Origin of the sequence: Ferrimonas lipolytica (assembly GCF_012295575.1) — a bacterium.
Lineage (GTDB): Bacteria > Pseudomonadota > Gammaproteobacteria > Enterobacterales > Shewanellaceae > Ferrimonas > Ferrimonas lipolytica.
Map to the genome: position 1 here is coordinate 2,061,494 of NZ_CP051180.1, position 23,787 is coordinate 2,085,280.

At 49.7% G+C, this 23,787-nt stretch carries 20 protein-coding genes; 10 read left to right on the forward strand and 10 right to left on the reverse strand.

Annotated features, from left to right (window positions below):
• Positions 1-3: 3 nt before the first annotated feature.
• Entirely contained in the window at positions 4-420 is a 417-nt protein-coding gene (locus tag HER31_RS09580) for a J domain-containing protein (protein ID WP_168660364.1), read from the forward strand.
• A 151-nt stretch (positions 421-571) separates the two neighbouring features.
• Positions 572-1,279, forward strand: a complete 708-nt coding sequence (locus HER31_RS09585; protein WP_168660365.1) for a DNA methyltransferase — start codon at positions 572-574, stop codon at positions 1,277-1,279.
• Between the two features lie 27 nt (positions 1,280-1,306).
• On the opposite strand, the gene HER31_RS09590 is transcribed toward HER31_RS09585, so the two are convergent.
• Complete coding sequence (locus HER31_RS09590; RefSeq protein ID WP_168660366.1) at positions 1,307-3,214, reverse strand: fatty acid desaturase; 1,908 nt, start codon at positions 3,212-3,214, stop codon at positions 1,307-1,309.
• Positions 3,215-3,397: 183 nt separating this feature from the next.
• Between HER31_RS09590 and HER31_RS09595 the strand changes: the two genes are divergently transcribed.
• Positions 3,398-4,312, forward strand: a complete 915-nt coding sequence (locus tag HER31_RS09595) for a helix-turn-helix domain-containing protein (protein ID WP_168660367.1) — start codon at positions 3,398-3,400, stop codon at positions 4,310-4,312.
• 345 nt (positions 4,313-4,657) lie between these two features.
• Here HER31_RS09595 and purL read toward each other — a convergent pair whose 3' ends face one another.
• The gene (gene purL, locus HER31_RS09600) at positions 4,658-8,548 is read right to left on the reverse strand and encodes a phosphoribosylformylglycinamidine synthase (protein ID WP_168663254.1); all 3,891 of its coding nucleotides are present in this window, start codon (positions 8,546-8,548) and stop codon (positions 4,658-4,660) included.
• Between the two features lie 167 nt (positions 8,549-8,715).
• On the opposite strand from purL, the gene mltF reads away from it, so the two are divergent.
• Entirely contained in the window at positions 8,716-10,101 is a 1,386-nt protein-coding gene (mltF, locus tag HER31_RS09605; RefSeq protein ID WP_238786799.1) for a membrane-bound lytic murein transglycosylase MltF, read from the forward strand.
• A gap of 511 nt (positions 10,102-10,612) precedes the next feature.
• Here mltF and tadA read toward each other — a convergent pair.
• A complete protein-coding gene (tadA, locus tag HER31_RS09610; RefSeq protein ID WP_168660368.1) occupies positions 10,613-11,122 on the reverse strand; it encodes a tRNA adenosine(34) deaminase TadA in 510 nt (169 codons plus the stop codon).
• Between the two features lie 848 nt (positions 11,123-11,970).
• On the opposite strand from tadA, the gene HER31_RS09615 reads away from it, so the two are divergent.
• From HER31_RS09615 to HER31_RS09635, 5 genes are all read left to right on the forward strand, one after another.
• Positions 11,971-12,858: a sensor domain-containing diguanylate cyclase gene (locus HER31_RS09615; protein ID WP_168660369.1), complete on the forward strand. Its 888-nt coding sequence runs from the start codon at positions 11,971-11,973 to the stop codon at positions 12,856-12,858.
• Positions 12,859-13,130: 272 nt separating this feature from the next.
• Positions 13,131-13,430, forward strand: a complete 300-nt coding sequence (locus HER31_RS09620) for a BufA1 family periplasmic bufferin-type metallophore (protein WP_238786800.1) — start codon at positions 13,131-13,133, stop codon at positions 13,428-13,430.
• Complete coding sequence (locus HER31_RS09625; RefSeq protein WP_168660370.1) at positions 13,430-14,278, forward strand: MbnB/TglH/ChrH family RiPP precursor modification enzyme; 849 nt, start codon at positions 13,430-13,432, stop codon at positions 14,276-14,278. Before HER31_RS09620 ends, HER31_RS09625 begins: the two co-directional genes overlap by 1 nt.
• On the forward strand, positions 14,275-15,048 hold the full coding sequence (locus HER31_RS09630; RefSeq protein WP_168660371.1) for a putative DNA-binding domain-containing protein: 774 nt from the start codon (positions 14,275-14,277) through the stop codon (positions 15,046-15,048). The genes HER31_RS09625 and HER31_RS09630 overlap by 4 nt, the downstream gene beginning before the upstream one ends.
• 49 nt (positions 15,049-15,097) lie before the next feature.
• Complete coding sequence (locus HER31_RS09635; RefSeq protein ID WP_168660372.1) at positions 15,098-15,373, forward strand: bL21 family ribosomal protein; 276 nt, start codon at positions 15,098-15,100, stop codon at positions 15,371-15,373.
• Positions 15,374-15,847: 474 nt separating this feature from the next.
• On the opposite strand, the gene efpL is transcribed toward HER31_RS09635, so the two are convergent.
• The 7 genes from efpL to rbsD form a co-directional block, all read right to left on the reverse strand.
• Entirely contained in the window at positions 15,848-16,423 is a 576-nt protein-coding gene (gene efpL / locus HER31_RS09640) for an elongation factor P-like protein EfpL (RefSeq protein WP_168660373.1), read from the reverse strand.
• Between the two features lie 101 nt (positions 16,424-16,524).
• Positions 16,525-17,520, reverse strand: a complete 996-nt coding sequence (locus tag HER31_RS09645; RefSeq protein WP_168660374.1) for a substrate-binding domain-containing protein — start codon at positions 17,518-17,520, stop codon at positions 16,525-16,527.
• Positions 17,521-18,438 carry a ribokinase gene (gene rbsK, locus HER31_RS09650; RefSeq protein WP_168660375.1) on the reverse strand — a complete coding sequence of 306 codons (918 nt, stop codon included), beginning with the start codon at positions 18,436-18,438 and terminating at the stop codon, positions 17,521-17,523.
• A 57-nt stretch (positions 18,439-18,495) separates the two neighbouring features.
• Positions 18,496-19,374: a ribose ABC transporter substrate-binding protein RbsB gene (gene rbsB / locus HER31_RS09655; RefSeq protein WP_168660376.1), complete on the reverse strand. Its 879-nt coding sequence runs from the start codon at positions 19,372-19,374 to the stop codon at positions 18,496-18,498.
• 22 nt (positions 19,375-19,396) lie between these two features.
• Entirely contained in the window at positions 19,397-20,371 is a 975-nt protein-coding gene (gene rbsC / locus HER31_RS09660) for a ribose ABC transporter permease (RefSeq protein ID WP_168660377.1), read from the reverse strand.
• 14 nt (positions 20,372-20,385) lie between these two features.
• Positions 20,386-21,870 carry a ribose ABC transporter ATP-binding protein RbsA gene (gene rbsA / locus HER31_RS09665; RefSeq protein ID WP_168660378.1) on the reverse strand — a complete coding sequence of 495 codons (1,485 nt, stop codon included), beginning with the start codon at positions 21,868-21,870 and terminating at the stop codon, positions 20,386-20,388.
• Positions 21,867-22,289, reverse strand: a complete 423-nt coding sequence (gene rbsD / locus HER31_RS09670) for a D-ribose pyranase (protein ID WP_168660379.1) — start codon at positions 22,287-22,289, stop codon at positions 21,867-21,869. The genes rbsA and rbsD overlap by 4 nt, the downstream gene beginning before the upstream one ends.
• 388 nt (positions 22,290-22,677) lie before the next feature.
• On the opposite strand from rbsD, the gene galU reads away from it, so the two are divergent.
• Positions 22,678-23,568 (forward strand): UTP--glucose-1-phosphate uridylyltransferase GalU, encoded by an 891-nt coding sequence (gene galU, locus HER31_RS09675; protein ID WP_168660380.1) that lies wholly within the window; start codon positions 22,678-22,680, stop codon positions 23,566-23,568.
• The last annotated feature ends 219 nt before the right edge of the window (positions 23,569-23,787 follow it).

Below are 23,787 nucleotides of genomic sequence, written 5' to 3' on the forward strand. Positions count from 1 at the left end.
TGAATGTTATCTGTAATTATTATAATCGCTCTTGTTACATTGATTATCGCAGAGCTAGCGTTACGCCATGCTAGGTTGGCTCTTACTAGCAAGCCGCGGCCTCGATACGTCACTAAAAAGTCTCAACGTGCCCAGCGGCTAAAACCTACTGCCAGCTCAGACAAGAATCCTTTATTCCGCTCACTGGTATCTCGGACAGAAAGCGACAGCGTCTATTCGCCACGGCAACATCTCAAAACCGTTATCGAAGTCGATAAACAACGACGCTCTTTACAGATCTTAGGTTTTAAGCAAATGCCAACAAAAGTACAACTGAAACAACGAATGCGTTTGCTAGCGAAACGCTATCATCCCGACTTGGGCGGGGACATCCGCACTATGCAGCGCATTAATAAAGCTTACCAACTGTTAGTTAAGTGATACCACTTCAACGAATGATTGACCAATCTTACTGATTTAAACCAATATTAGGTATGCTTGCAGTTTTCCGTTTAAATTTCACACGACAGCTGGACAAACATACAGTTATCAATGTATAAAACAAACACTGTACATTCATACATGGTTTTGTATGTCCACTTTTCAACTTCGACAACAAGCGGCTTTGCCTTGGCTCCAAAATTTAGGGCAACAAACCGTTGCACTTGCCGCCTTTTGTCTTGCCGATAACCATCAACCACTGGCGTCCTACAGAAGCCATAACCCCGGTTCGAACCACAACGCGTGGCTAGAGCTGTGCCCAAGTAAACACATCAATAGCGTATTCACAGAGCTGTACCGAGTGATGCAGTGGGATAAAGAGTGCCTAATACTATGCAATGCGACCCAGTTGGGTATCATGCAGCTGTTCGGGCAAGCGGCTGGCTTCCGTCTTGGCCCGTTACGAGTAGCACAATTGCAAAACCGTCGTGGCAATCTCAGTCAATACTATCTACTGCATTTTCGCAAAGGCCGTCCGCCAGCAAGTTGGCGCCAACAACAGCAGCTATTTCAGCTGCCCTACCAAGCGGATGTCGCCATGCCTCAGCAGCTGTTTGAGTCGCTGCTAGAGCAATTTACCCAACCGAACGATCTGGTTATCGATCCCTTTATGCTCGATGGCAGCATCGCCTCCTATACGTTACAACAGCAACGCCGCTTTGCTGGAGCGCAAGCCGACAGCGATAAATTTGATCTACTCAAACGGCAATTAAACGCCCTTCCCGACGCCACCGAGCTGATGCGACAGAGCATTAGCGATAACAACGAAAATAGCACTGGTCAGATCCAACTACTGTAGCGGTTTAGCCAGAATTAGCTAGCGCTGCTATAACTCGCTAAGGAGCAGATTAGTGCGCGGTTGGCACTGACACAACAGTGTTTTACCTTGCTGTCGTTCATTAACCAACAACCCTGCACAATTTGGTGCCAATAGCACATCATCCCCCTGCTGCTTCTGCACCAAGCAGCTTCCACAGTGTCCATTACCACAGGCGCTTGGTAGGTCAATTCCTTGAGCCCGCGCCACTCCAAGCACCGTTTGATTTTCTGCGACGGTTAATTGATGTCTGCAGCCATTACGTAGCGTCACCACCACCTGATGCCGCTCACCTTGAGGCGCGTCCATGGGTAGTTCAAAAGTTTCACAGTGCTGGCGCTCGGCGGCTAGCCCCATTGCCGTCCAGACATTGATACACAATTGTTGTAATGCCGCTGGCCCACACACATAGGCATGACACTTATCTATCAACATCCCTTTCGCAGCAAACTCTATATCTGTACAACCAATGCGGTTTCGTTGCTCAGTCCAGACAGTGGTGATGTGCAGGCGTTGTGGATGGTGTTGAACAAGTCGATCCAGCTGCTTCATATAGAGGCCGTTAGCAGTAGCACGATGGCTAACCAACAAACTGATCTTGCCCCTATAGCACTCAAGCGCTGTTGTTATCAGTGTCAACATCGGCGTTATCCCGCTGCCCACTGCCACGAGTAGCAGATCGACAGACGTTGATGCCGATCCAGTTTCCAGCGCCGACGGCAATACAAAATCGCCATAGGGCCCCGCGATGGTAAAGCGCATTCCGATTCTAGCGTGGTCATGCAGATAGCAACTAAGCAGGCCGCCGTCCTTGCGTTTCACCGCTATGGCAAGTGAATGAGCACCGGGCGGCGACACTATTGAATAGCTTCGAGTCACCGTTGTATTGTCTATTTGGGTCGACAAGGTAATGTACTGTCCCGCGGCAAAGTCGAAACCATCGACACCGCTCAAGTCAAAACTCAACTCGATTGCATCGACGCACACACGGTAACGTTTAACCAGCGGTAACGTTATTACGACACCCGTTAACACGGCATTAGTGGATGGATGGCTGAGCGAGAATGGTTTACGCAAGCCACTGATCTGGTCAATGTTCGCCTGTTGCTGCTCAAGCTGCGGCCGGATCTGTTCAAACACCTGCCGATAGCGATACCACGGCAACTTAGGATAGAGATGATGGATTAGGTGGTAATTTTGCCCCAGCGTTAGCCAGCGCAAACCAAAGCCTAGATAGATACGAGTATTCTGATAGCGGCCTTGATGCAGGTTAGGCCGATGAGGAACCCAATCAAATAACAACGCCAACAACACACTGGCGGCACACATCGGTAGCACCAATAACCACCACAGCTCAGCCCCATATCCTTGCGCCACCATAGCAACCATAACCGTTGCCATTGCCAACCAATAAATCGTCGAACTTGGCCAACTGGCACGCATATTGTGATCGTGACGCAACCTCACTAATCCATGGTAAGCATAGTGTGGCAGCAGTGTTAGCGCTTGCGGCAGAGCCTGCCATAAATTGGCACCACTGACCCATTGGTCTGGGTCTTTATCGGGATGGTTGGTAAAGGCATGGTGATGGTCATGAATTCGAGTGAAGAATGAAAATGGTACAATCAAAAACGGAATACTGGCAACCCAACCGATAGTGCGCTCTATCACTAGATAACGTTGCTCCCCTTGCGCCAGACTACCGTGGCCAGCATCGTGCATTACCGTAAATGACAGGTAAGCCAAAATGGTTGCTGGCACACTAGTCAACGGTAATGGCATCAGCTCCAAAGCGGCTGCAAGCCAAAGGGCGGCGTAACCGGTAACAACAACGGCAAACAACACCACAGTACCGCAAGCCAATCCCGCCGATGGTTGCTCATAAGGAATATCAATCGATTGAGGATCAACGCTCATTGGTCATTTCCTTTAGCTAGTGGTGAGCTAAAACATGACCATTGTTGTCTGCTGTGTCGAATTAATACACACTCATCATTACCATTTCACGCCATTTTAGGTGTTGTCATTAGCAATCAGCATCTACCTGAATCGGTCTATTCGAGTTTTTTACAGCAGCTGCCACAATGCGCGGGTTGGTCAGTGGCTGAATATCAACAACAACTGGCTGAGCTACGTTTAGATAAGCAGATAGCCACAGGTAAGCAACAACTCATCCCCGTTCAAAGTCTGGTTTCGTTGCTAAGACGTGGGAGTGCTAGCCGCGCCGACATTGGCTTAGCGTTGGCCAAATCGCAAGATCTGTTAGCTCATGGACCTCTAACTTGTTCGCTGTTACCAGCGGCAACGTTGGCGACTAACCTACAACGCTACGTAACGCTTTTTCCTCAGTGCGTACAAGGGGTTGGCTTAACGATGCGAGACTATGGTCTGTATCTCGACATCAGCCTTGAGTTGCACTCACCTCTACTGGTTAACGAACCGCAGCTACACGATTATATTCTTGCCAGTATATTGCGGGTATTTGAGCAACTGCTGCAGCGACGCTATCCATTTCGCGGCATCTATTATCCCCGTCGATGCCCCAGTTTTAGCAACAGCTCAACATACTTTCAGTGCCCTATTGCTGAAGGTAGCGGCAAATTAGGTCTGACTTTGGATAAATTAGCCCTAACGGAAATCAGCGCCGATCTAAGCTCATTATTGGCACCACTGTGGCAATTCATCTGGCGTTGCCCAGCCCTGTTATCACAACAACTGCTGCAAGAGCTGACCGTTGCGCTATCAACCCAACAACCACATACCATTACTTCGATTGCCCAACGCCGCGGACAAACAGTGCGTACATTGCAGCGGCAACTCCAACAACTCAATATCAGCTTTCGTCAGCTAACCAATCAAGCCAAAACTCAGCTAGCCATTCGGTTACTACGTGAAACCCAGCTCAGCCTCGATGCTATCGCTATGCAGTTAGGTTATCAGCACCAAAGTGCCTTAACCCGCTTGATGCAACAACAGTTACAAACAACACCGCTGCAGATCCGCCAACAACGCTAGCGAACTAACCCCAAAAAAGGCTGTGTACCAACTAAGTGTTGTTCTTCCAATACTGTTCAAGCACCGGCTAGGCGAACTCCGATATAGAGGTTAAGCACTGCCGTCGTTGATCTTCTGCCGCATTGGAGCTGTTCAGCGAAGCGTTTTGGACTGCGACCTAAGGCAAAGGGGGCGGAGCTCCCCCCTAATGCATACAAAAATGTGCCGTCGCCACCGCGACATCGTCCCCTAAAAGCACCGAAATCGGTAGAGCCGAAGGCTTGATATAAACTTCAACAGCTAACTACGACACAGCCCAAAAAAAAACACCGCCGCAGCGGTGTTTTTAGTAAAGCAGATTAGCCTTTAACCTAGCTCAACTCGAGCATTGCGGAACATCCGCATCCATGGGCTATCTTCGCCCCATTCAGCCGGATGCCAAGAGTTAGTAACGGTACGGAATACTCGCTCTGGGTGCGGCATGGTAATAGTGGCACGACCATCACGGCTGGTTAAGCCAGTGATGCCCGCAGGCGAACCATTCGGGTTACTTGGATACGCTGTAGCAATCTGGCCTTGATTGTTCAAGTAACGCAGCGCCACAGTACCTGAGGTATCGGTCGCTTGGAATGCATCTAAATTTGCGAACTCAGCACGACCTTCACCGTGAGAAACCGCAATCGGCATTACGCTACCGGCCATACCAGAGAAGAACTTCGATGGGCTATCTTGAACCTCAACCAGCGAGAAACGTGCTTCAAAACGCTCCGAGCGGTTGCGGACAAAGTGTGGCCACAAATCAGTACCCGGTATGATCTCTTTCAGATTAGATAACATCTGACAACCATTACACACTCCCAGCGATAAGGTATCTGGACGTTCAAAGAAGCCTTGGAACTGGTCACGAGCACGGTCGTTAAACAGAATCGATTTAGCCCAACCTTCGCCAGCGCCCAGTACATCACCGTATGAGAAACCACCGCAGGCTACCAAAGCTTGAAACTGCTCCAAGGTTAAACGGCCTTCAAGGATGTCGCTCATGTGGACATCAATGGCATCAAAGCCAGCACGATCAAATGCGGCCGCCATCTCAACGTGAGAGTTAACCCCTTGTTCGCGCAGTACCGCAACCTTTGGCGCATTGCCCTTTAGGATGAACGGTGCGGCGATATCATCAGCAGGATTAAAGCTTAGCTTGGCACTCAAACCCGGATCGTTCGGGTTTTGCTTCGCTTCATGCTCCTCTTTGGCACAGGCAGGATTATCACGCATCGCCTGCATCTGGAATGTTGTTTCCCCCCAGATGGTACGCAGCTCAGAACGCGACTCACGCAGCAACTCGTTATCACCTTGGCGGATAACAATCTCGTTGCCGGTCGCCGGTGCACCAATGGCATGAATGCAGTGGTCTAGGCCGTGCACAATTGCGGCGGAAACCACAGCTTCAAAGTCCTCTTTACGGATCTGGATTACCGCGCCCAACTCCTCGTTAAACAGCAGCGATAATGGTTCATTACCCAACCCCTCAAGATCGACATCGATACCGATATTGCCAGCAAAGGCCATCTCAGCCAGAGTAACCAGCAGGCCACCGTCGCCTTTGTCGTGATAGGCCAATACCTGTTGAGTGGCAACCAACTGCTGCATCAACTGCCAAAAGCCTTTCAAAACTGAAGCGTCATCAACATCTGGTGCTTGATTGCCCAACTGGTTGTATACCTGCGCCAACGCAGAACCACCTAAGCGCTGTTTTCCAGCGGCGGTATCTATGTACAACAGCATGGTATCACCAGCGTCGGTTCGCAGTTGCGGGGTAACGTTGGTACGGACATCTTCAACTCGACCAAAGGCAGTGATAACCAGCGACAGTGGTGCGGTTACGCTCTTTTGCTCGCCATCATCCTGCCAAGCGGTTTTCATCGACATGGAGTCTTTGCCCACCGGGATAGTTAATCCCAGTGCTGGACAGAGTTCTTCACCAACAGCTTTAACCGCTTCATACAAGCCAGCGTCTTCACCGGGGTGACCCGCAGCTGCCATCCAGTTGGCTGAGAGTTTCACATGCTCAAGTGACCCGATCTGCGCCCCAGCCATGTTGGTGAGGGACTCACCTACGGCCATACGCGCTGACGCACCGTAATTAATCAGTGCCAGCGGGGTGCGCTCCCCCATCGACATAGCTTCACCGTAGTAGCTATCCAGTGTTGCAGTAGTTAATGCACAGTTGGCCACTGGAACCTGCCATGGACCAACCATTTGATCACGAGCAACCATACCGGTTACCGAACGGTCACCAATAGTGATGAGGAAGGTTTTCTCGGCCACCGCAGGCAGTCGCAATACACGACGAACTGCATCAGCAACACTAATTCCACTGAGATCTAATGCTGGGGCTGCCGTTACGGTTGATGCGACATCGCGGTGCATCTTCGGAGCCTTACCTAATAACACGTCCATTGGCATATCGATTGGAGTGTTATCGAAGTGGCTGTCTTCCAGAGTCAAATGGCGCGCTTCAATCGCTTCGCCAATAACCGCAAACGGTGCCCGTTCGCGCTGACAAATCGCTGCAAACGTCGCTAGGTTTTCTGGCGCAACCGCCATCACATAACGTTCTTGCGATTCGTTACACCATAACTCCAACGGCGACATGCCTTTTTCGTCAGATAGCACATCACGCAATTGGAATTTACCACCTCGGCCACCATCATCCACCAACTCCGGCATAGCATTAGATAGGCCGCCAGCACCAACGTCGTGGATAAATGCGATTGGGTTGTCGTCACCCAACTGCCAGCAGCGATCAATCACTTCCTGACAACGGCGTTCAATCTCAGGGTTTTCTCGTTGTACCGAGGCAAAATCAAGATCTTCCGCTTGTTGACCGGAAGCGATCGACGAGGCAGCGCCACCTCCCAAGCCAATGTTCATCGCTGGCCCCCCCAAGACAATCAGCTTAGCACCAACTGGGATTTCGCCTTTTTGTACGTGATCTTCGCGGATGTTGCCAAAGCCACCTGCCAGCATAATTGGTTTGTGGTAACCACGAACTTCGTTGCCGTTAAAGCTCTCGACTTGCTGTTCGTAGGTACGGAAGTAACCATTCAAGGCTGGGCGGCCAAATTCATTGTTAAAGGCGGCGCCACCGAGCGGACCTTCAACCATGATGTCCAACGCTGACACAATGCGATCTGGTTTGCCATACTCTTGCTCCCATGGCTGCACAAAGCCTGGGATCTTCAGGTTAGACACGGTAAAGCCAGTTAAACCCGCTTTTGGCTTAGAGCCGCGACCGGTTGCCCCTTCGTCACGGATCTCACCACCGGAGCCCGTCGCCGCGCCAGGGTATGGCGAAATAGCGGTTGGGTGGTTGTGAGTTTCCACCTTCATCAAAATGTGCACCGGCTCTTGGTGGTAGCGGTAGCTGCCATCTGGATCGGCAAAGAAGCGACCTGCATTCGAACCAACCATAACCGCAGCGTTATCTTTATAAGCTGACAAGGTGTGTTCTGGGTTTAGTTCAAAGGTGTTCTTGATCATCTTAAACAGCGACTTTGGTTGCTGTTCGCCATCAATGGTCCAATCGGCGTTAAAGATCTTATGGCGGCAATGCTCTGAGTTCGCCTGAGCAAACATGTACAGTTCGATGTCGTTCGGGTTACGCCCAAGTTTTCGGAAGTTATCGACCAAGTATTCGATCTCATCCTCCGCCAGCGCCAAGCCTAACTTCACGTTAGCCTGCGCCAGTGCTTCGGTACCACCTGCCAGCACATCAACCGATGAGAACGGTTTAGGTTCGGTCTGCTCAAACAGTACCGCTGCATCGTCAAAGCTTGGTAACACCGCTTCGACCATGCGGTCGTGGATCAAACCGAGTAATTGTTTTTGTTGTAGTTCACTCAGTTCATCGCTTAAATTTACGTACCATGCAAGGCCACGTTCTAATCGCTGTACTGCTGTTAAGCCGCAGTTATTAGCGATATCTGTCGCTTTCGATGCCCACGGCGAAATCGTCCCAGGCCGAGGCACAACCAATAGCAGCTTGCCGCTTGGCTCGTGCTCTTCCAGTTTCGGACCGTAGGTAAGGATCTTAGCGAGTTGTTCAGATTGTCCATCGGACAGTGGCGCAGAGAGATGTGCGAAGTGGTAATGTTCGGCGTAAAGGTCGGTTACTGGCAGGTTTGCGTTTCGACAAGCGTCCATGAGCTTAGCAAGACGAAACGCAGATAGGGCCGGCGCACCGCGTAGGATCTCAATCACGTCAATTCACCTTTATATAGTTATGATGCAAGGTAGGGGTTGAGGTGGCGGTATTATAGGGAAAACCCTTTGCCATAACACCCTTAGGCAAACTGATAATAAGATCACGAAAAAATTATTACTGTAAGGAAATCAGCACTATTCTTTTTCGATTTGCGGCAATTTTGACCTCCTCATTGCTGGTGGCTTGCGTTGAAATCGCAGAGCCCATAACAGCAGAATCTCCACAAAAGCCTATTGTGGTGCGCTTTGGCACCTTATCGTCGCCAGCAAGCTACCAACTACGTAATCAAAACCCGATTGGAATTGACTACGAATTGGCAAAAGAATTTGGCGAATACGTTGATGTTCCGATAAAAATCACTCCGTTCACCTCACTGGAAACACTGTTTGACGCCCTCCAAAATCATGAAATCGACATCATTGCGGCTGGTTTAACCCGTACCGCGCTGCGTGAGCAACAGTGGATATTCGGCCCACCGCTTTATGAAGTAACTCCTGTTGTGGTGCACAGGCAGAACCATCGGAGCCCGAAATCGCTGGCCGAGATCAGTGGCGACATCACCGTAGTAAAAGGCTCGAATCACGCTGAGCTGCTACACCAGTTCCAGCGGAGCAACCCTAATTTTCAGTGGCAACAATCTAAACAGCTAGATACCCAACAGTTGTTGCGCCAAGTCGCCAACCACGAACTCAAATATACCGTGACCGACTCAACCTCGCTGGCTCTGGCGCAGCGCTATTACCCGTCACTGAGACAAGGGCTGGAAATTGGCGATTCAGAGTCGGTTGCATGGGCTCTTGATAAAGAGCGTGATCCTTGGTTAATCAGCGCTATGCTGGAGTTTTGGAACAGCGAGTTACGTACCGGACGGTTACAGCGACTCGAAGACAAATACTTTGGCCATGTGCAACGCTTTGACTACGTCGATACCATGGCGTTTATTCGCGCGGTAGAAAGCCGCTTACCTAAATATAAGGCGATGTTCCAACGTTATGCTGGCGATATAGATTGGCGCCGGTTTGCCGCAATCTCCTACCAAGAGTCTCATTGGAATCCGAAAGCTAAAAGTCCAACTGGGGTACGTGGCATGATGATGCTCACCCAACCAACTGCCCGACGGATGAACGTCACCAATCGACTCGATCCAGAGCAAAGCATTCGTGGCGGTAGCAACTATCTAAAACAATTAATTCGACGCCTACCTAAGAGTATCCCTGAAGATGAAAAAGGCTGGTTCGCCCTGGCCGCCTACAACATAGGCTTAGGGCACTTAGAGGATGCGCGGGTAATCACCCAACGCGCAGGCAAAGATCCCAACAGCTGGCGCGATGTTAAGAAGCATTTACCGCTGCTGCGGCAGAAGGAATATTATCAAAAGACCCGCTACGGTTACGCCCGAGGCGATGAAGCGGTACATTACGTTGATAATATTCGCCGCTACTACGACACCTTAGTCTGGTTGGACTCCCAACAGGCCCCCCAAGGCGAGCCTGAGCGTCATCTTGATACGCCGGTGGTGCCCGCAACGGCAGTGGCACCTGAATAGCTGCCCAAGCAAACTTGCCATACTTTAATGTTACATCAGTGCTTGATGGCGGCACTGGTGTAATATTTAACCATTGTGCTCGCGGTTAACTTCAGTCAGAGTAAATCTGGCTAATCGCAACAAAATAGGTAAATAGTTACTTGGACCGGCATCACACCGCGAGCAAGTTATTGATGTAGGCTACAAATTGAACGCCCTAATCGATAACTTCTGTCATGGCTCTATTGACCGCTATTCGAAATATGCAGACTATGGTACGCAGTTTTCATCAACTTACTTAGATTACTAAGTCGATGTTGTCATCAACACGTCAACGATGAATAGCCTTACTGTCATATCGCGACAGCAATATCCCGTCTTGTGAAAGACTAACGAAGAAAGGAGGTTTGCCAATGTCACGTTCAATCAGAAGAAAGCTGGCAAACAAAAGTTTAAGCGAACGACGTCGTCAGTGCCGCAAACGCACTCACATGCGTATCGTTCATCGTAGCAAGCAGTTTGCTACACTCGGTCAAGTAGAACTAGAAGAGTCCGCTGCGGTTTTTTGAGCCAATTTAAGTGCCTTCTTTTCTGCCCGTCTGCGGCGAAAAAAGGCACTTAACTGTTCGCCACACTCCTGCTGCAATACCCCTCCAATAACCTTGGGCCAATGATTCAAACGTTGGTCATCAAGTAGATTCATTACCGTTCCCGCCGCTCCAGTCTTTAGATCAGGGGCACCATAAACCACGGTTCCAACCCGACTGTGAACGATAGCGCCAGCACACATTGGGCATGGCTCTAGGGTGATGTACAGTGTGGTATCAAGCAAACGGTAGTTGTCCAAGACTTGCCCAGCTAGGCGCAGAACCTGGATCTCAGCATGGGCGGTGGGATCGTTATCGGTAATGCAACGGTTATACCCCTCAGCAATGACCTGCTGGTTGTGCACCAATACGGCACCGCAAGGCACTTCTCCGAGCTGCTCGGCTTTTTCGGCCAAACTCATCGCGTATTTCATCCACCGTTGATGTTGCTGCACACTGATATCTCCCACTCAAAATCGGCGCAAGTGTACCTGATCATCGACGTCGCTTCAGCCCAATCTGAACCCTAACTATGCAAACCACTCCAGTCAGCCTTCAATAGCACTTCTTATCCCCAACCAACGACCAATGGCAACCTTGGTTTAATCGACCAAATATTAACCGCTTGTCAGCATCACATAGTAGCGCTGACCGCAGCAGTTCAACACCTATTCTTGCGGCACATTAGCTAACCACGGCAGCTACAAGGCTGTTGCGAATAGGCGCAGTCTGAGCCAACAATGGAGCCACTGCTTGCTGCAAAGACAAGCAACGCAAACACGATGTATTTGGGCTAATAGATAGCTGCGTGCCAACTAAGTGTTGTTCTTTCCAAGGCAGTCAAAGCACTGGCTAGGCGAGTCGCGATACAAAGGGTAAAGCACTATCGCTATTAATCTTCTGCTGCATTGGAGCAGTCCAGCAAAGGGGTTGGGACTGCACCCTATGGCAAGGGGGATTCCAAACGGGGCGAAGATCTTCTTTGGGTGCCGTCGCCACCGCGACATCCTCCGCTCTCAAACAGCACAAACGGTAAAGCCGAAGGCTTGATATAAACCTCAACACTTAACTGTGACACCGCCTAATAGATATAAGCAAGTGATTACAATTTTGACCGAAGTAGCAAGCGCAGCAAAGCTAACAATAGTCATTAGATCACATTCCTAGGTAGCGATAACTATCGAGCGGTATAAACGTGAACAAAATCGACGCAGTGACAGGTCAACCAATGTACCATTTCGAAAAAAATTCTGATTACAGCTCAACTGTTCAGCACATTCATCTAACTTTAGGCAGCCATTCAATGGAAGTTGCTTCTCACTTTCACCGAGTCATTCTTGATTCAGTTCCTCATCATGTGGCGGTAATCAATTCCGAAGGCACCATCGTATTCGTCAACCAAGCTTGGATCGAATTCGCACAGCTGCACCAACAGAAACATGAATGGGTTGGCTACAGCTATTGGGATGTGTGCAATCAAGATCAAACCGTAGTTAGCGCACTGACCAAAATGCTACAAAAGCAAGCCGACTCCTACGGCTATCAATACCACTACCATACCGGCCAGCAGCAACGCTGGTACCAAATGAGTGCCATTGCTATCGATTACCATGGGCAGAGATTTGCTGTCATAACCCATGTTGACATCACCGAGCAGAAAAATGCAGAAGAAGAGGTCCGCGAGCTAACATTACTCGATAGCCTAACCGCACTGCCTAACCGCCGCCATTTTACTCAATTTTTTGATCAAGAGTGGCGCCGCGGTATTCGACAACAGCAGCCGCTGTCGGTGCTGCTATTGGATGTGGATCTCTTTAAGCAATACAACGACACCTACGGCCACCAGATGGGCGACCAGTGTCTGCAACGTATTGCTGCGTTATTGGCTCAATTTGCTAAACGGCCTGGTGATTTGATGGCCCGTTATGGCGGTGAGGAGTTTGTTTTGGTGTTAGCCAATACCGACACCAGCGCGGCTGAGAAAATAGCCAACAAATTGGTTAACGCGGTGCTAGAGCTAAAGATCCCTCACATTGCCATTGGGATTGAGTCGGTTGTAACCATCAGCATTGGCGTTGCAACGCTGGTACCATCACAACAATTGGCGGCAACCGAATTACTGCAACGAGCCGACAAGGCGTTATATCAAGTAAAAAAACATGGCCGCAACGGCTTTAAACTCGCGCAATAGTTATCTCGACATAGGGCTGCTGAGCAAGGCAGTCAACCTTCCCCACGTTTCCTGCTGATACGACCATGCCGTTCAAAATAAATCGCTAACAAATTCAGTTAACTGACTTGTTAATGCTTTTCGATGCTAATAATGGTTCTAATTGTTCTTAATTGAATAGAAAGCAGATCCTCACTGCCCCTTTCTCTTATAGCAACCTAAGTGAGTGCTTCAGAACCAATCACCTGCTTACTCTGGTTGATGTTAACCCAACCCAAGAGATGGAGAGCAACATGGATAAGCGCAAAACATTGAACACCACCGCCCTAGGCATCATGTCTGCTGGGCTACTATTGGCAGCAGGTGCTGCCCAAGCCGTTCCCGACCAGCCTAAGGCGTGGGAAAAGTGTGCTGGAGTAGCTCAAAAAGGGATGAATGACTGCGGCTCACTGGATGGAAGCCACGGCTGTGCCGCCCAAGCCAAAACCGACAACAGTGCCAATGAGTGGGTCTATGTACCCCAAGGCACCTGTAAAAAGTTAGGGGGCAAGGTCGCCAAAGTAAAACCAGCCAAAGGCATGGAAAAGTCTTAATGGCAACCACGACCCTGCCAGGTATCGCGGCCACAGCAATTAGCATTAGTGTCCGCGAGCAACACCTACAGCAGCTATTGCAGCGGCGTCCGCCGCTGCCCTTTATTGAGATACTGGCGGACAATTATCTCTCCCTCCGTGGCCCTCACTATCACGCGCTTTGTCAACTGGCGGAGCATTACCCCATCGTTTTACACTGCGTTGGTCTTTCAATCGGCTCTGGCGGCGCTGCCGTAAGCTATTTGGCCAAGATCAAAACCATGGCCGATGAGATCGATGCCATCGCCATCTCCGATCACCTCAGTGCCAGTGAACTGAACGGGGTAAACAGTCATGATCTGCTTCCTATCAGCTACCAACAGCAATTTGTTGAGCCGCTGTGCGCTAGCATTGGACGAGTTCAGGATTACTTTAAACGCCCGTTTATACTGGAAAATGTATCCCGTTACCTCAGTTACCCAGATGATCAACTCAATGAGGGTGTGCTACTGACACAACTGGTACAAAAAACTGGGATCGGCTTGCTATTCGATATTAACAATCTGTTTGTTACTGCCCACAACTTGAATCTCAATAGCGACCAAATGCTGGCAAATCTGCCGCTGTCTGCCGTAAGTTATTACCACCTTGGAGGGCACCAACAGCAAGGACAACTATTACTCGATAACCATGGCAGTAAAATCGCCGAGCCAGTGTGGCAACTGTATCAACAGGTTTTAACGTTGATTGGGCCAAAGCCCACAATTATCGAATGGGATAATAATATCCCTCCCCTCGAGGCTCTGTTTGATGAAGCAAACAAAGCACATCAGCTGATGTATACCGCTGCAACGAGAGCTGCATTATGAATCAACAACCACCTCAACCTTTTCCCTTACCTGCAAGGTTGGCTAGCCGAGACCCTCTGCAATACTTTAACCAACCAAGCGACTCTAACAACCAAGCGAGCTCTCTCGAACAAGCGCTAGCCATCTACCATAACAACCGTAAAGGAGTGCAGATCCAGGCGCTGCTAAAAACCTTCCCTTGTGCGGTTTACTTACTGTCTGAATCGCTCTTTGCCACCATCGCAATGCAATTTATCGAGCAACGACCAGTAGCGAAGTCGTTAGAACAAGTGGGCGTTGGATTTTGCCGCTGGCTAGCCCTGCAGCCTCAAGCTAAACCCATACTGCAGGACTACCCGTTTATCGTGGCACTGATTAATTGGGAGTGCGCCTGGCACCAAGCGTACTTTGCTCCAAGGTGGAATCCGGTTTGTCCTGAGCAGTGCCTACAGCAGTTGTCCGACATATCGTCTGCCAAGCTGTCGCTGCCATGGCAATTGAATCAAGGCGTGTCAGTCGTCACCAGTTATTATGCTATTGACGAGATATGGAGCACCATTAGACGTCTGCTCAATGGCAAACAAACACAGTTAGATATAGCTAAGCAAGATAAACAATTGTGGTTAATTAGCCCGACCAAAGACTCAATTGCCGTTATCCCAATAGTTCACCAGCAATTATCGCAGTTGCAGTTATCACGAAAACCGTGGCTTTCGAGGTTACAGCCATTGTCAGCAGACTTTGTGGCGCAGGCGATAGCACAACAGTGGCTCGTTAACGATTATTCGTAAGCGCAGAAAGTGTTACAGTAAAACAAACCCGCATGACCATTCCCGACCGATGAACTCAGATCCCGACAAAATGCTCAAGCAACACCAACAACTGATCCACAGCGAAAACCAAAAAGTCAGCTCGCATACGCAGCGTGAAAATGGGGACTGGTTCGTCAATACATTGATGATTGAAGGCCACTCGGTGCCATTCAAATACAAGCGTAAAAAACAGTATCGCAGTCTGCAGGGCGCCCGCATCAACTTGACCTATTATGTCAGCACTGAAAACGTCGCTGGGTTTGAAATTGAAGTGATGAATGTAGTACGGATAAAACGCAGTTAATTACAGTTACGGCGTTAATGCTCATTACTAAAACCATCTGTGCTAATGCTCAACCAAGTTAACTGTACCCGCCTTTAGCGCTCGTGATATCGGGCAACCGCATTAATTTGGCTGTGTACCAATTAAGTGTTGTTCTTTTTAATACAGTTAAAGCATTGGCGAGTCGCGATACCAAGGGTAAAGCACTAGCGCTATTTATCTTCTGCCGCATTGAAGCAGTCCAGCCAAGGGTTTTGAATTGCGATCTAAGGCAAAGGATGATTTCCCCTTTGGGTGCCGTCGCCACCACGACATCATCCGCTACAAGCACCGCAATCGGTGAAGCCGAAGGCTTAAGATAAACTTCAACAGCTAACTACGCAGTTGTTGCTGCATCGCACTTGAGCTGCCCAGCACAGCGCTTTGGACTGAAAACGGGATTCCAAAGCCAAAAAAAGGCGACCGATTGGCCGCCTAGGTCGATTCAAACAAGGCTTACTTTGAGTCAGCACGGCCTTGGAATTTTACTTCAGAGGTGCTGACTTTTACTTTCTCACCAGAAGCGATGTATTCAGGCACCTGCACCGTCAAGCCGGTGGTCATAACGGCTGGCTTGGTACGGGCACTGGCAGAAGCACCTTTGATCGACGGGTCAGTCTCTTCAATCACCAGTTCCACCGTCGCTGGCAGTTCAATTGCTACCGGCGCATCATCAACGGTAACCACTTGCACCCCTTGAGTCTCTTCAGTAATGAACTGCAACTCTTCGGCGATGGCTTCTTTGTTGAAGTTGTATGGGGTGTAATCTTCATTGTTCATAAAGACATACTCATCTCCATCAACGTAAGAGAACATTACGTCATGACGACGTACGTCAGCTAGACTGATCATCTCGTCGGCTTTAAAGCTCTCATCCACTTTAAGGCCAGTTGCTACGTCATAACAACGCATGCGGTATAAGCTTGCACCAGCGCGGCCACTTGGGGTCAGCTTATTGATCTCTTTAACGAACAGAACCTTACCGTTGTGTTCAATGGCGGCATTTTTTTTGATTTCACTGGCCTTTGGCATGGTGATATTTCCGATTGGGCAAAAGTAGAGAGAAAGTAGCATTTTCACCGCTTTAGACAAGTGCTAAAGCGGCAAAATTGACATAGAACTGCAGTTCTTAGTTAGTTTAATGGTGCTACCGAGTGCCGTTCTATCAGGGTTGGCGCTAGCATTGCGCACTCTCCCGCCCGCTTAGGATCGGCAATACGTTTTAGCAGCAGCTCAATCGCCTGCTCTGCTAATTGTTGCACCGGTTGCTGGATGGTCGTTAACGGTGGATTAAAGTATTGTGCCCCAGGAATATCGTCGTAACCGACCAAAGACAGATCCTGCGGAATCCTTAAGCCCTGCTCTGAAGCAGCCCGAGCCGCGCCCATCGCCATAAGATCATTACCAGCAAACACTGCCGATACTCGGCCCCGTTGCTGCAGTAAGGCGGCCATGGCGTCGTAGCCGCCTTGATAGCTAAAATCACCACTTTGCACCCAAGTCGAAGCATACTCGAGATTGGTTTCAGCATAGGCGCGGCGGTAACCTTCCAAACGGTTTTGGCTGTTTTTTTTATTCAAGGGCCCCGCTAATATGCCGATGTGGGTGTGGCCCTGTTCCAGCAAGTACTTGGTTGCTAAATAGCCACCTCGTTCAGAATCATCAAGGATACGATCACAGCCCACCTCTGCTGGGCCGGAATCCATCAGCACTAATGGCATCGCTCCAAACGCCGACATCGGCACCTGTCGTGCGTCAGCACTCATCACCAACATACCGTCAACACGCCGTTGATTAAGCATATCAATGTAATCCGATGCCCGCTCAGCACAACCTTGAGTATTGCATAAGATCAGATTGTAACCATGACGATAAGCTACCTTGTCGACCCACTGGATCAGATCAGCGTAAAACGGATTATTTGAATCGGTAACCAACATGCCCAGCACTCGGCTGCTGCCGCCTTTAAGGCTACGAGCAACCGCGTTTGGCACATAGTTGAGTTGTTTTACTGCCGCTTCCACTGCGGCTTTGGCTTGTTCAGAAACAAACCTAGTGTCATTCAGCACGTGAGATACAGTTGTGGTAGATACCCCAGCGAGCTTGGCTACATCACGAATAGTCGCCACTTATGATTCCATCATTACTAAGGTTTCAGCGCGAGTTGGGATTGAGCTTTGCGCGCCTAAGCGAGTTACCGACAGCGCCGCTGCCGCTTGGCCAAAACGAACGGCATCAGATAACGACTTGCCTTCCAGTAAAGCAGTGACGAAACCACCATTAAAGGTGTCTCCTGCTGCTGTAGTATCAACCGCATTAACGCTAAATCCGCTGATCTGCTTGCCCTGTCCTTGGTTCGATAACCACACTCCTCGCTTACCAAGGGTAATCAATACTAATTCGATACCAAACTGGTCATGCAGCGCTTTGGCGGCACGGTCGGCATCGTCCATGTTATTGATGGTAACGCCAGTAAGTTGTTCCGCTTCGGTTTCATTGGGGGTAATGATGTCAACATTTTGCAGCAATGCCTTAGGCAATGCTTGCGCTGGTGCAGGGTTAAGTACCACCGTTGTTCCCGCTTGCTTGGCTAAAGCAGCCGCCGTAACCAGTGTCTCAATTGGGGTTTCTAACTGCATCAACAGCAGATCGGTAGCGGTTACTTGGTCACGATGATGTACTAGAACCTCTTCGGACAAGGCACCGTTGGCACCTGGCCATATGCCAATCCGGTTTTCACCGCTGTCTTCAACGTAGATCATCGCCAAGCCCGTGGCCTCACCGGCAACAGCAGTTATGCCACTGGTATCGATACCCACTTGCGTAAATTCAGCCTTCATCTGCGTACCGATAGCGTCACTACCGATGCAGCCAATCATAGCAACCTCTGCCCCCAACTTGGCGGCGGCTACCGCTTGGTTGGCGCCTTTGCCGCCAGCAACCACTTGATAGTTTTTGGCGGTTAGAGTTTGCCCAGCTTTAGGGGCAGCGGCAACCTGCATCAGGTGGTCTACGTTAATACTGCCTAGAACGGTTAACTTAGCCATGTTAGTTCGCCAATGGCGCCTCACAAATAGGGCCGCAACGCGGCCCTTAAAATGGATTTACTTAGAGATAATTTGCAATGGAACCGGTTGAACCGCATCAACCGCTTGGCCATTAATAACCTTAACTGCGGCATCAACCCCCATAGAGCCAATCAAGGCTGGTTGCTGAGCAACAGTAGCGGCCAACAGGCCACGGTTAACTGCGGCGATGCCCTCTTCGGTACCATCAAAGCCAACAATCAATACCTCTTTACCGGCACCACGGGCCGCGCGCAAGGCACCCAGAGCCATCTCATCGTTCTGCGCAAAGATAGCCTGCAACTTTGGGTTAGAGGCCAACATGTTCTCAGCAACGTTCAAGCCTTTGGTGCGGTCAAAATCTGCCGGTTGTGACGAGCGCAAATTAAAACCATTAGCACTCACTGCTTGTGTAAAACCTTCACCACGGTCACGAGCAGCAGAGGTACCAGCAACGCCTTCTAGCTGCCCAACTTGAGCGCCTTTACCCAGTTTTTGAGCGATGAAGTCACCTGCAAGTTTACCGCCAGCGACGTTGTCTGAAGCGATGTGGCTCGCCACCTTGCCGCGGGTAACACCTCGGTCCAAGGTTAACAGTGGAATACCAGCGCGGTTAACCATACGAGCAGCATTAGAAGCAGCGTCGGAGTCGGTTGGATTAAGCATAATAGCGCTTACCTGACGTACGGTTAAATCTTCGATGTTTGCCAGTTCACGGGCTGGATCGTTTTGCGAGTCGAGGACGATAAGGTCAACGTTAAGCTCCGCAGCCTTCTTCTCTGCCCCCTCTTTCATGGTGACAAAGAATGGGTTGTTTAAGGTAGAAACAACCAAAGCAACGGTATCTTTTGCCATTGCTGGTGTGGCCATAACAGCGGTAAGGGCAACGGCTGCAGCGGTACGGATCAGAGTTTTCATAATTGTGCTCTTTAACGTTGAGTTATTGATGTGATTTACGATCAGCCAACACAGCCAGTAAAATCACAGCAGCTTTGGCAATCATTTGATAATAGGAGGACACGTCCAACAGATTGAGGGCGTTATTCAAGAAGCCAATAATCAAGGCGCCAACCAAGGTGCCCCAAATAAAGCCTCGGCCACCGGCTAAGCTGGCACCGCCAACCACAACCGCAGCGATCGCATCCAGTTCGTAAGAGGTACCCGCCGTTGGTTGCGCCGAAGATAAACGCGAGGTAACAATCAACCCAGCCAATGCCGAAGTAGCACCAGCGATGCCATATACCGCCATTTTCACTCGGTCGACGTTGATGCCGGACAGACGAGCGGCGGATTCGTTACCACCAATGGCATAGATGTATCGGCCTAGACGAGTATGAGTGAGTAACACCCACGCCAACACAAAGGTAATCAGCATCAGCCACACCGGTACAGGCACGCCAGCAACCCAGCCAGTACCAATCTCAGCAAAACGATCAGCAGTATCGGTAAAGCCAGTAGAGATTGGCCGACCTTCGGTGTAAACCATGGTCAGGCCGCGAATTGCAGTCATGGTTACCAAGGTGGCAATAAATGCCTGCACCTTACCTTTCGATATCAAGGCGCCGTTCATAGCACCAAAGGCCGCACCTATCATTACGGTTGCTGGAATGCTAACTATCAATGGTAGCTCTGCCGCCACCATCGTTGCTCCTAAGGCACCGGTTAGTGCCAAAACCGCACCAACAGAGAGATCGATACCTGCAGTAAGAATAACGAGGGTCATGCCTACCGCAATGATGGCATTAACCGAGGTCTGGCGAAGGATGTTCATCAGGTTGCCCTGAGTGAAAAACTGATCATTTAACAGTGATACCACTGCAATCAGTGCCAATAGGGCAATCAGTGCTTTTTGTTGCTTCAGCCACGCCACGGCTTTGCCGCCATTGCTTGATGCATTGGATACGGAGGTTGTCATGGTTACTACTCTACTTAATGGTTGCCGATGGCCGCAGCAAGAAGCTGCTTTTGGGTTACGTCTCTGGCATCAAACTCACCGTTGATACGGCCATTGCTCATCACCAGAATGCGGTCACTCATACCCATTACTTCGGGCATATCAGAGGAGATCAAGATGATGCTCATCCCCTCTTGTTTAAATTGGTTTATCAGTTGGTAGATCTCTTTCTTAGCGCCAACATCGACACCGCGAGTCGGCTCATCGAGGATCAACACCTTCGGTTTGGCCATCAGCCCTTTGGCAATCGCCGCTTTTTGCTGGTTGCCGCCGGAAAGTTTGCCAATCGGTTGCTCTAAACTCGGGGTTTTTACGTTGAACGCGTCTTTGAAGTAGTTGGCTTGTGCCAACTCATCTTTGGCATCGATTATCCCGTTTTTACTAAGTGCCGCCAGCGAGCTGATACTCATGTTCTGTTTAACTGACATGCCCAGTACTAGCCCATCACCTTTGCGGTCTTCACTGATATAGGCTATTCCAGCGGCAATACCCTGGCTTGGGTGGCAGCAATCAATGCTTTGTCCATACAAGCTAACTTGACCAGATTGGCGCTTGGCATCACCAAACAGCACTCGCATCAACTCGGAGCGGCCTGCTCCCATTAGGCCGTTGAACCCCAAGATTTCGCCTTCGTGCAGATTAAAGCTGATGTCACTAACGCCATTGCCGCAAAGCTGATGAACCGCTAGCGATACCTGACCGTGCTGATGCTCGATGCGTGGGTACAGATCAGACAGCTTACGACCAACCATCTGTTCGATGAGTTTCGCTTCGTCTAGGTCTTCGATAGCGGATTCAGCAATAAATTTGCCATCGCGCATTACCGTAACGCGATCGCAGATCTCGAAAATTTCTTGCAAGCGGTGAGAGATATACACCACCCCAACGTTCTGTCTCCGCAACTCTCGAATAACCGCAAACAAACTATCAGTTTCACGATCGGTCAGGGCATCGGTTGGTTCATCCATAACGATGATATTGGAATCAAACGAAAGTGCCTTGGCGATCTCTACCATCTGTTGTTCGCCCAGCGGCAGCGATCCCATCTTTTCGCGGCTGTTTCGCTGCACATTAAGCCGCGCTAGCAATGCATCGGCGTCAGCGAACATCTGCTTCCAATCGATTAGGCCAGCAAATTTTCGTGGTTCACGACCGAGGAAGATATTTTCAGCAATCGACAGCTCATCAATCAGATTGAGTTCTTGGTGAATGATGCTGATCCCAGCTGCTTGAGATTGACGCGGGCCGGCGAAGCTGACTGGCTTACCATTAAGGGTTAACTGGCCCGCATCAGGTTGGTAGATGCCGGTCATGACCTTCATCATGGTCGATTTACCAGCACCATTTTCCCCCATCAGTGCCATCACTTGACCTGGATAGATATTGATTTGAGCAGCATCGAGGGCTTTCACCCCGGGGAAGGATTTATCGATGCCAGCTAAGCTGAGTACTGGGATCATTTGAACGCAACTCCCGCTTGCAAAATGATATTGGCGTAAGGGGTACACTCACCGGTACGCACCACTGCTCGGCTGTTTTGACTCTGCAGCTTAAATTGCTCATGACTCACATAGCTAACGGCAATAGCTTGCCCCTGAGCATCACCGAGTGTAGCTAAGGTGTTTAGCAACAGTTGATGAAATTCGCCGCTATTGGTCTTAATCTCAGTGGCTAAAACTACCGCTTCAATTTGCAGCTCAGTGGCGACAATAGTTAGCGTATCGATAAAGCTTGGCACTCCGTGAGTTAATGCCAAGTCAATGCGTTCACAACGTGCAGCAATCGGTAAACCCGCATCACCGATGGTGATCTCGTCAGTATGACCAGATAGTGCGATAACACGTGCTAAGTCACTATTGAGCAGAGCCGCTTTTCTCATCAATACACCTAAACTACAAAAGGAGTTGAAGTCACGCAAACCTTTGCGCAAACGTTTGCGTGAAGTTTATGAGCAGCGGTGTGAATGGCCAAGCCTTCTGTCGCGATCAAGGTCACAATTTTCACTCAGGTAGACAAAAAACGTACTGAAAATTCAGTTATTGACATAATTTATCGTTAAATGTTGTGAATCTAACAATTAGCGAAATTACCTATCGAGCTTGGCGTCAATCACCTATGTTTGATATTTGAGGAATATGTTGTGATCGAGCAGCGCATAACGGCAACTGCCCAGCTGAAATTTGTCAGTAGAGCAAGCAAGCAAGCTGAAACGGTACCCGTTATAATTGCGCGGTTTTTTATAAGAATTAAGATGGAGCTTGGCACCAATGAGCCTAACCAAAGTAGTGATCCCAGTAGCTGGTCTTGGCACCCGCATGTTACCTGCCACTAAGGCGATCCCTAAAGAGATGTTACCGGTAGTCGATAAGCCGCTAATCCAATACATCGTCGAAGAGTGTGCAGCTGCAGGTTTCACCGAGATTGTTTTGGTCACTCACTCATCCAAAAACGCCATCGAAAACCATTTCGACACTTCGTTTGAATTGGAAGCCACCCTCGAGAAACGTATTAAGCGCCAATTGCTTGAAGAGGTTCAAGCGATTACCCCTAAAGGCGTTACCGTTATGCACGTTCGTCAAGGCGTAGCAAAAGGGCTTGGCCATGCGGTGCTTTGTGCTAAGCCGATGATCGGAAATCAACCATTTGCGGTTGTACTGCCTGATGTACTTATCGATAACGCCGTCTGCGATCTAAGCCGCGACAACTTGGCAAAAATGCGTCAACGCTTCATCGAAACCCACACCTCACAGGTAATGGTTGAGCCAGTACCAATGGAGATCGTACATAAATATGGTGTGGCCGACTGTGATGGCGAAGTACTACAGGCCGGTGAATCGAAGCCGATGAGCCGAGTAGTTGAAAAGCCAGCTCGTAAGCAAGCTCCTTCCAACCTTGCTGTGGTCGGCCGCTACATCCTTTCCGACGAAATCTGGGCATTATTGGAACGAACCCCTGCTGGCGCTGGAGATGAGATCCAACTTACCGACGCCATTGCTATGTTGATGGAGCAAGAGGTTGTTGAAGCCTTCCACCTGTCCGGTAAGTCTCACGATTGTGGCGATAAGCTTGGCTACATGAAAGCTAACCTAGAGTATGCTCTGCGCCACCCTGAGCTGGCCGAAGGTTTACAAGCTCACATAGCTGAACTTACTAAATAACAGCGGCAACCAATGTTACTTTTCTAAGCCAGAGCAACCGCTCTGGCTTTTTTCTAGGCGCTGTACCAAGCAATGACCGTTTCCTGCGCATTAAGATGCCGACTAGGCGGGTTACAGAAAACAATAAAGCACTATTGGCTCTGAGCTTCAGCCGCATTAACGCTGTCCAGCGGAGCGTTTTAGACTGCAACCGGTGGCTGAGCGGGACGAAGCTTTCCC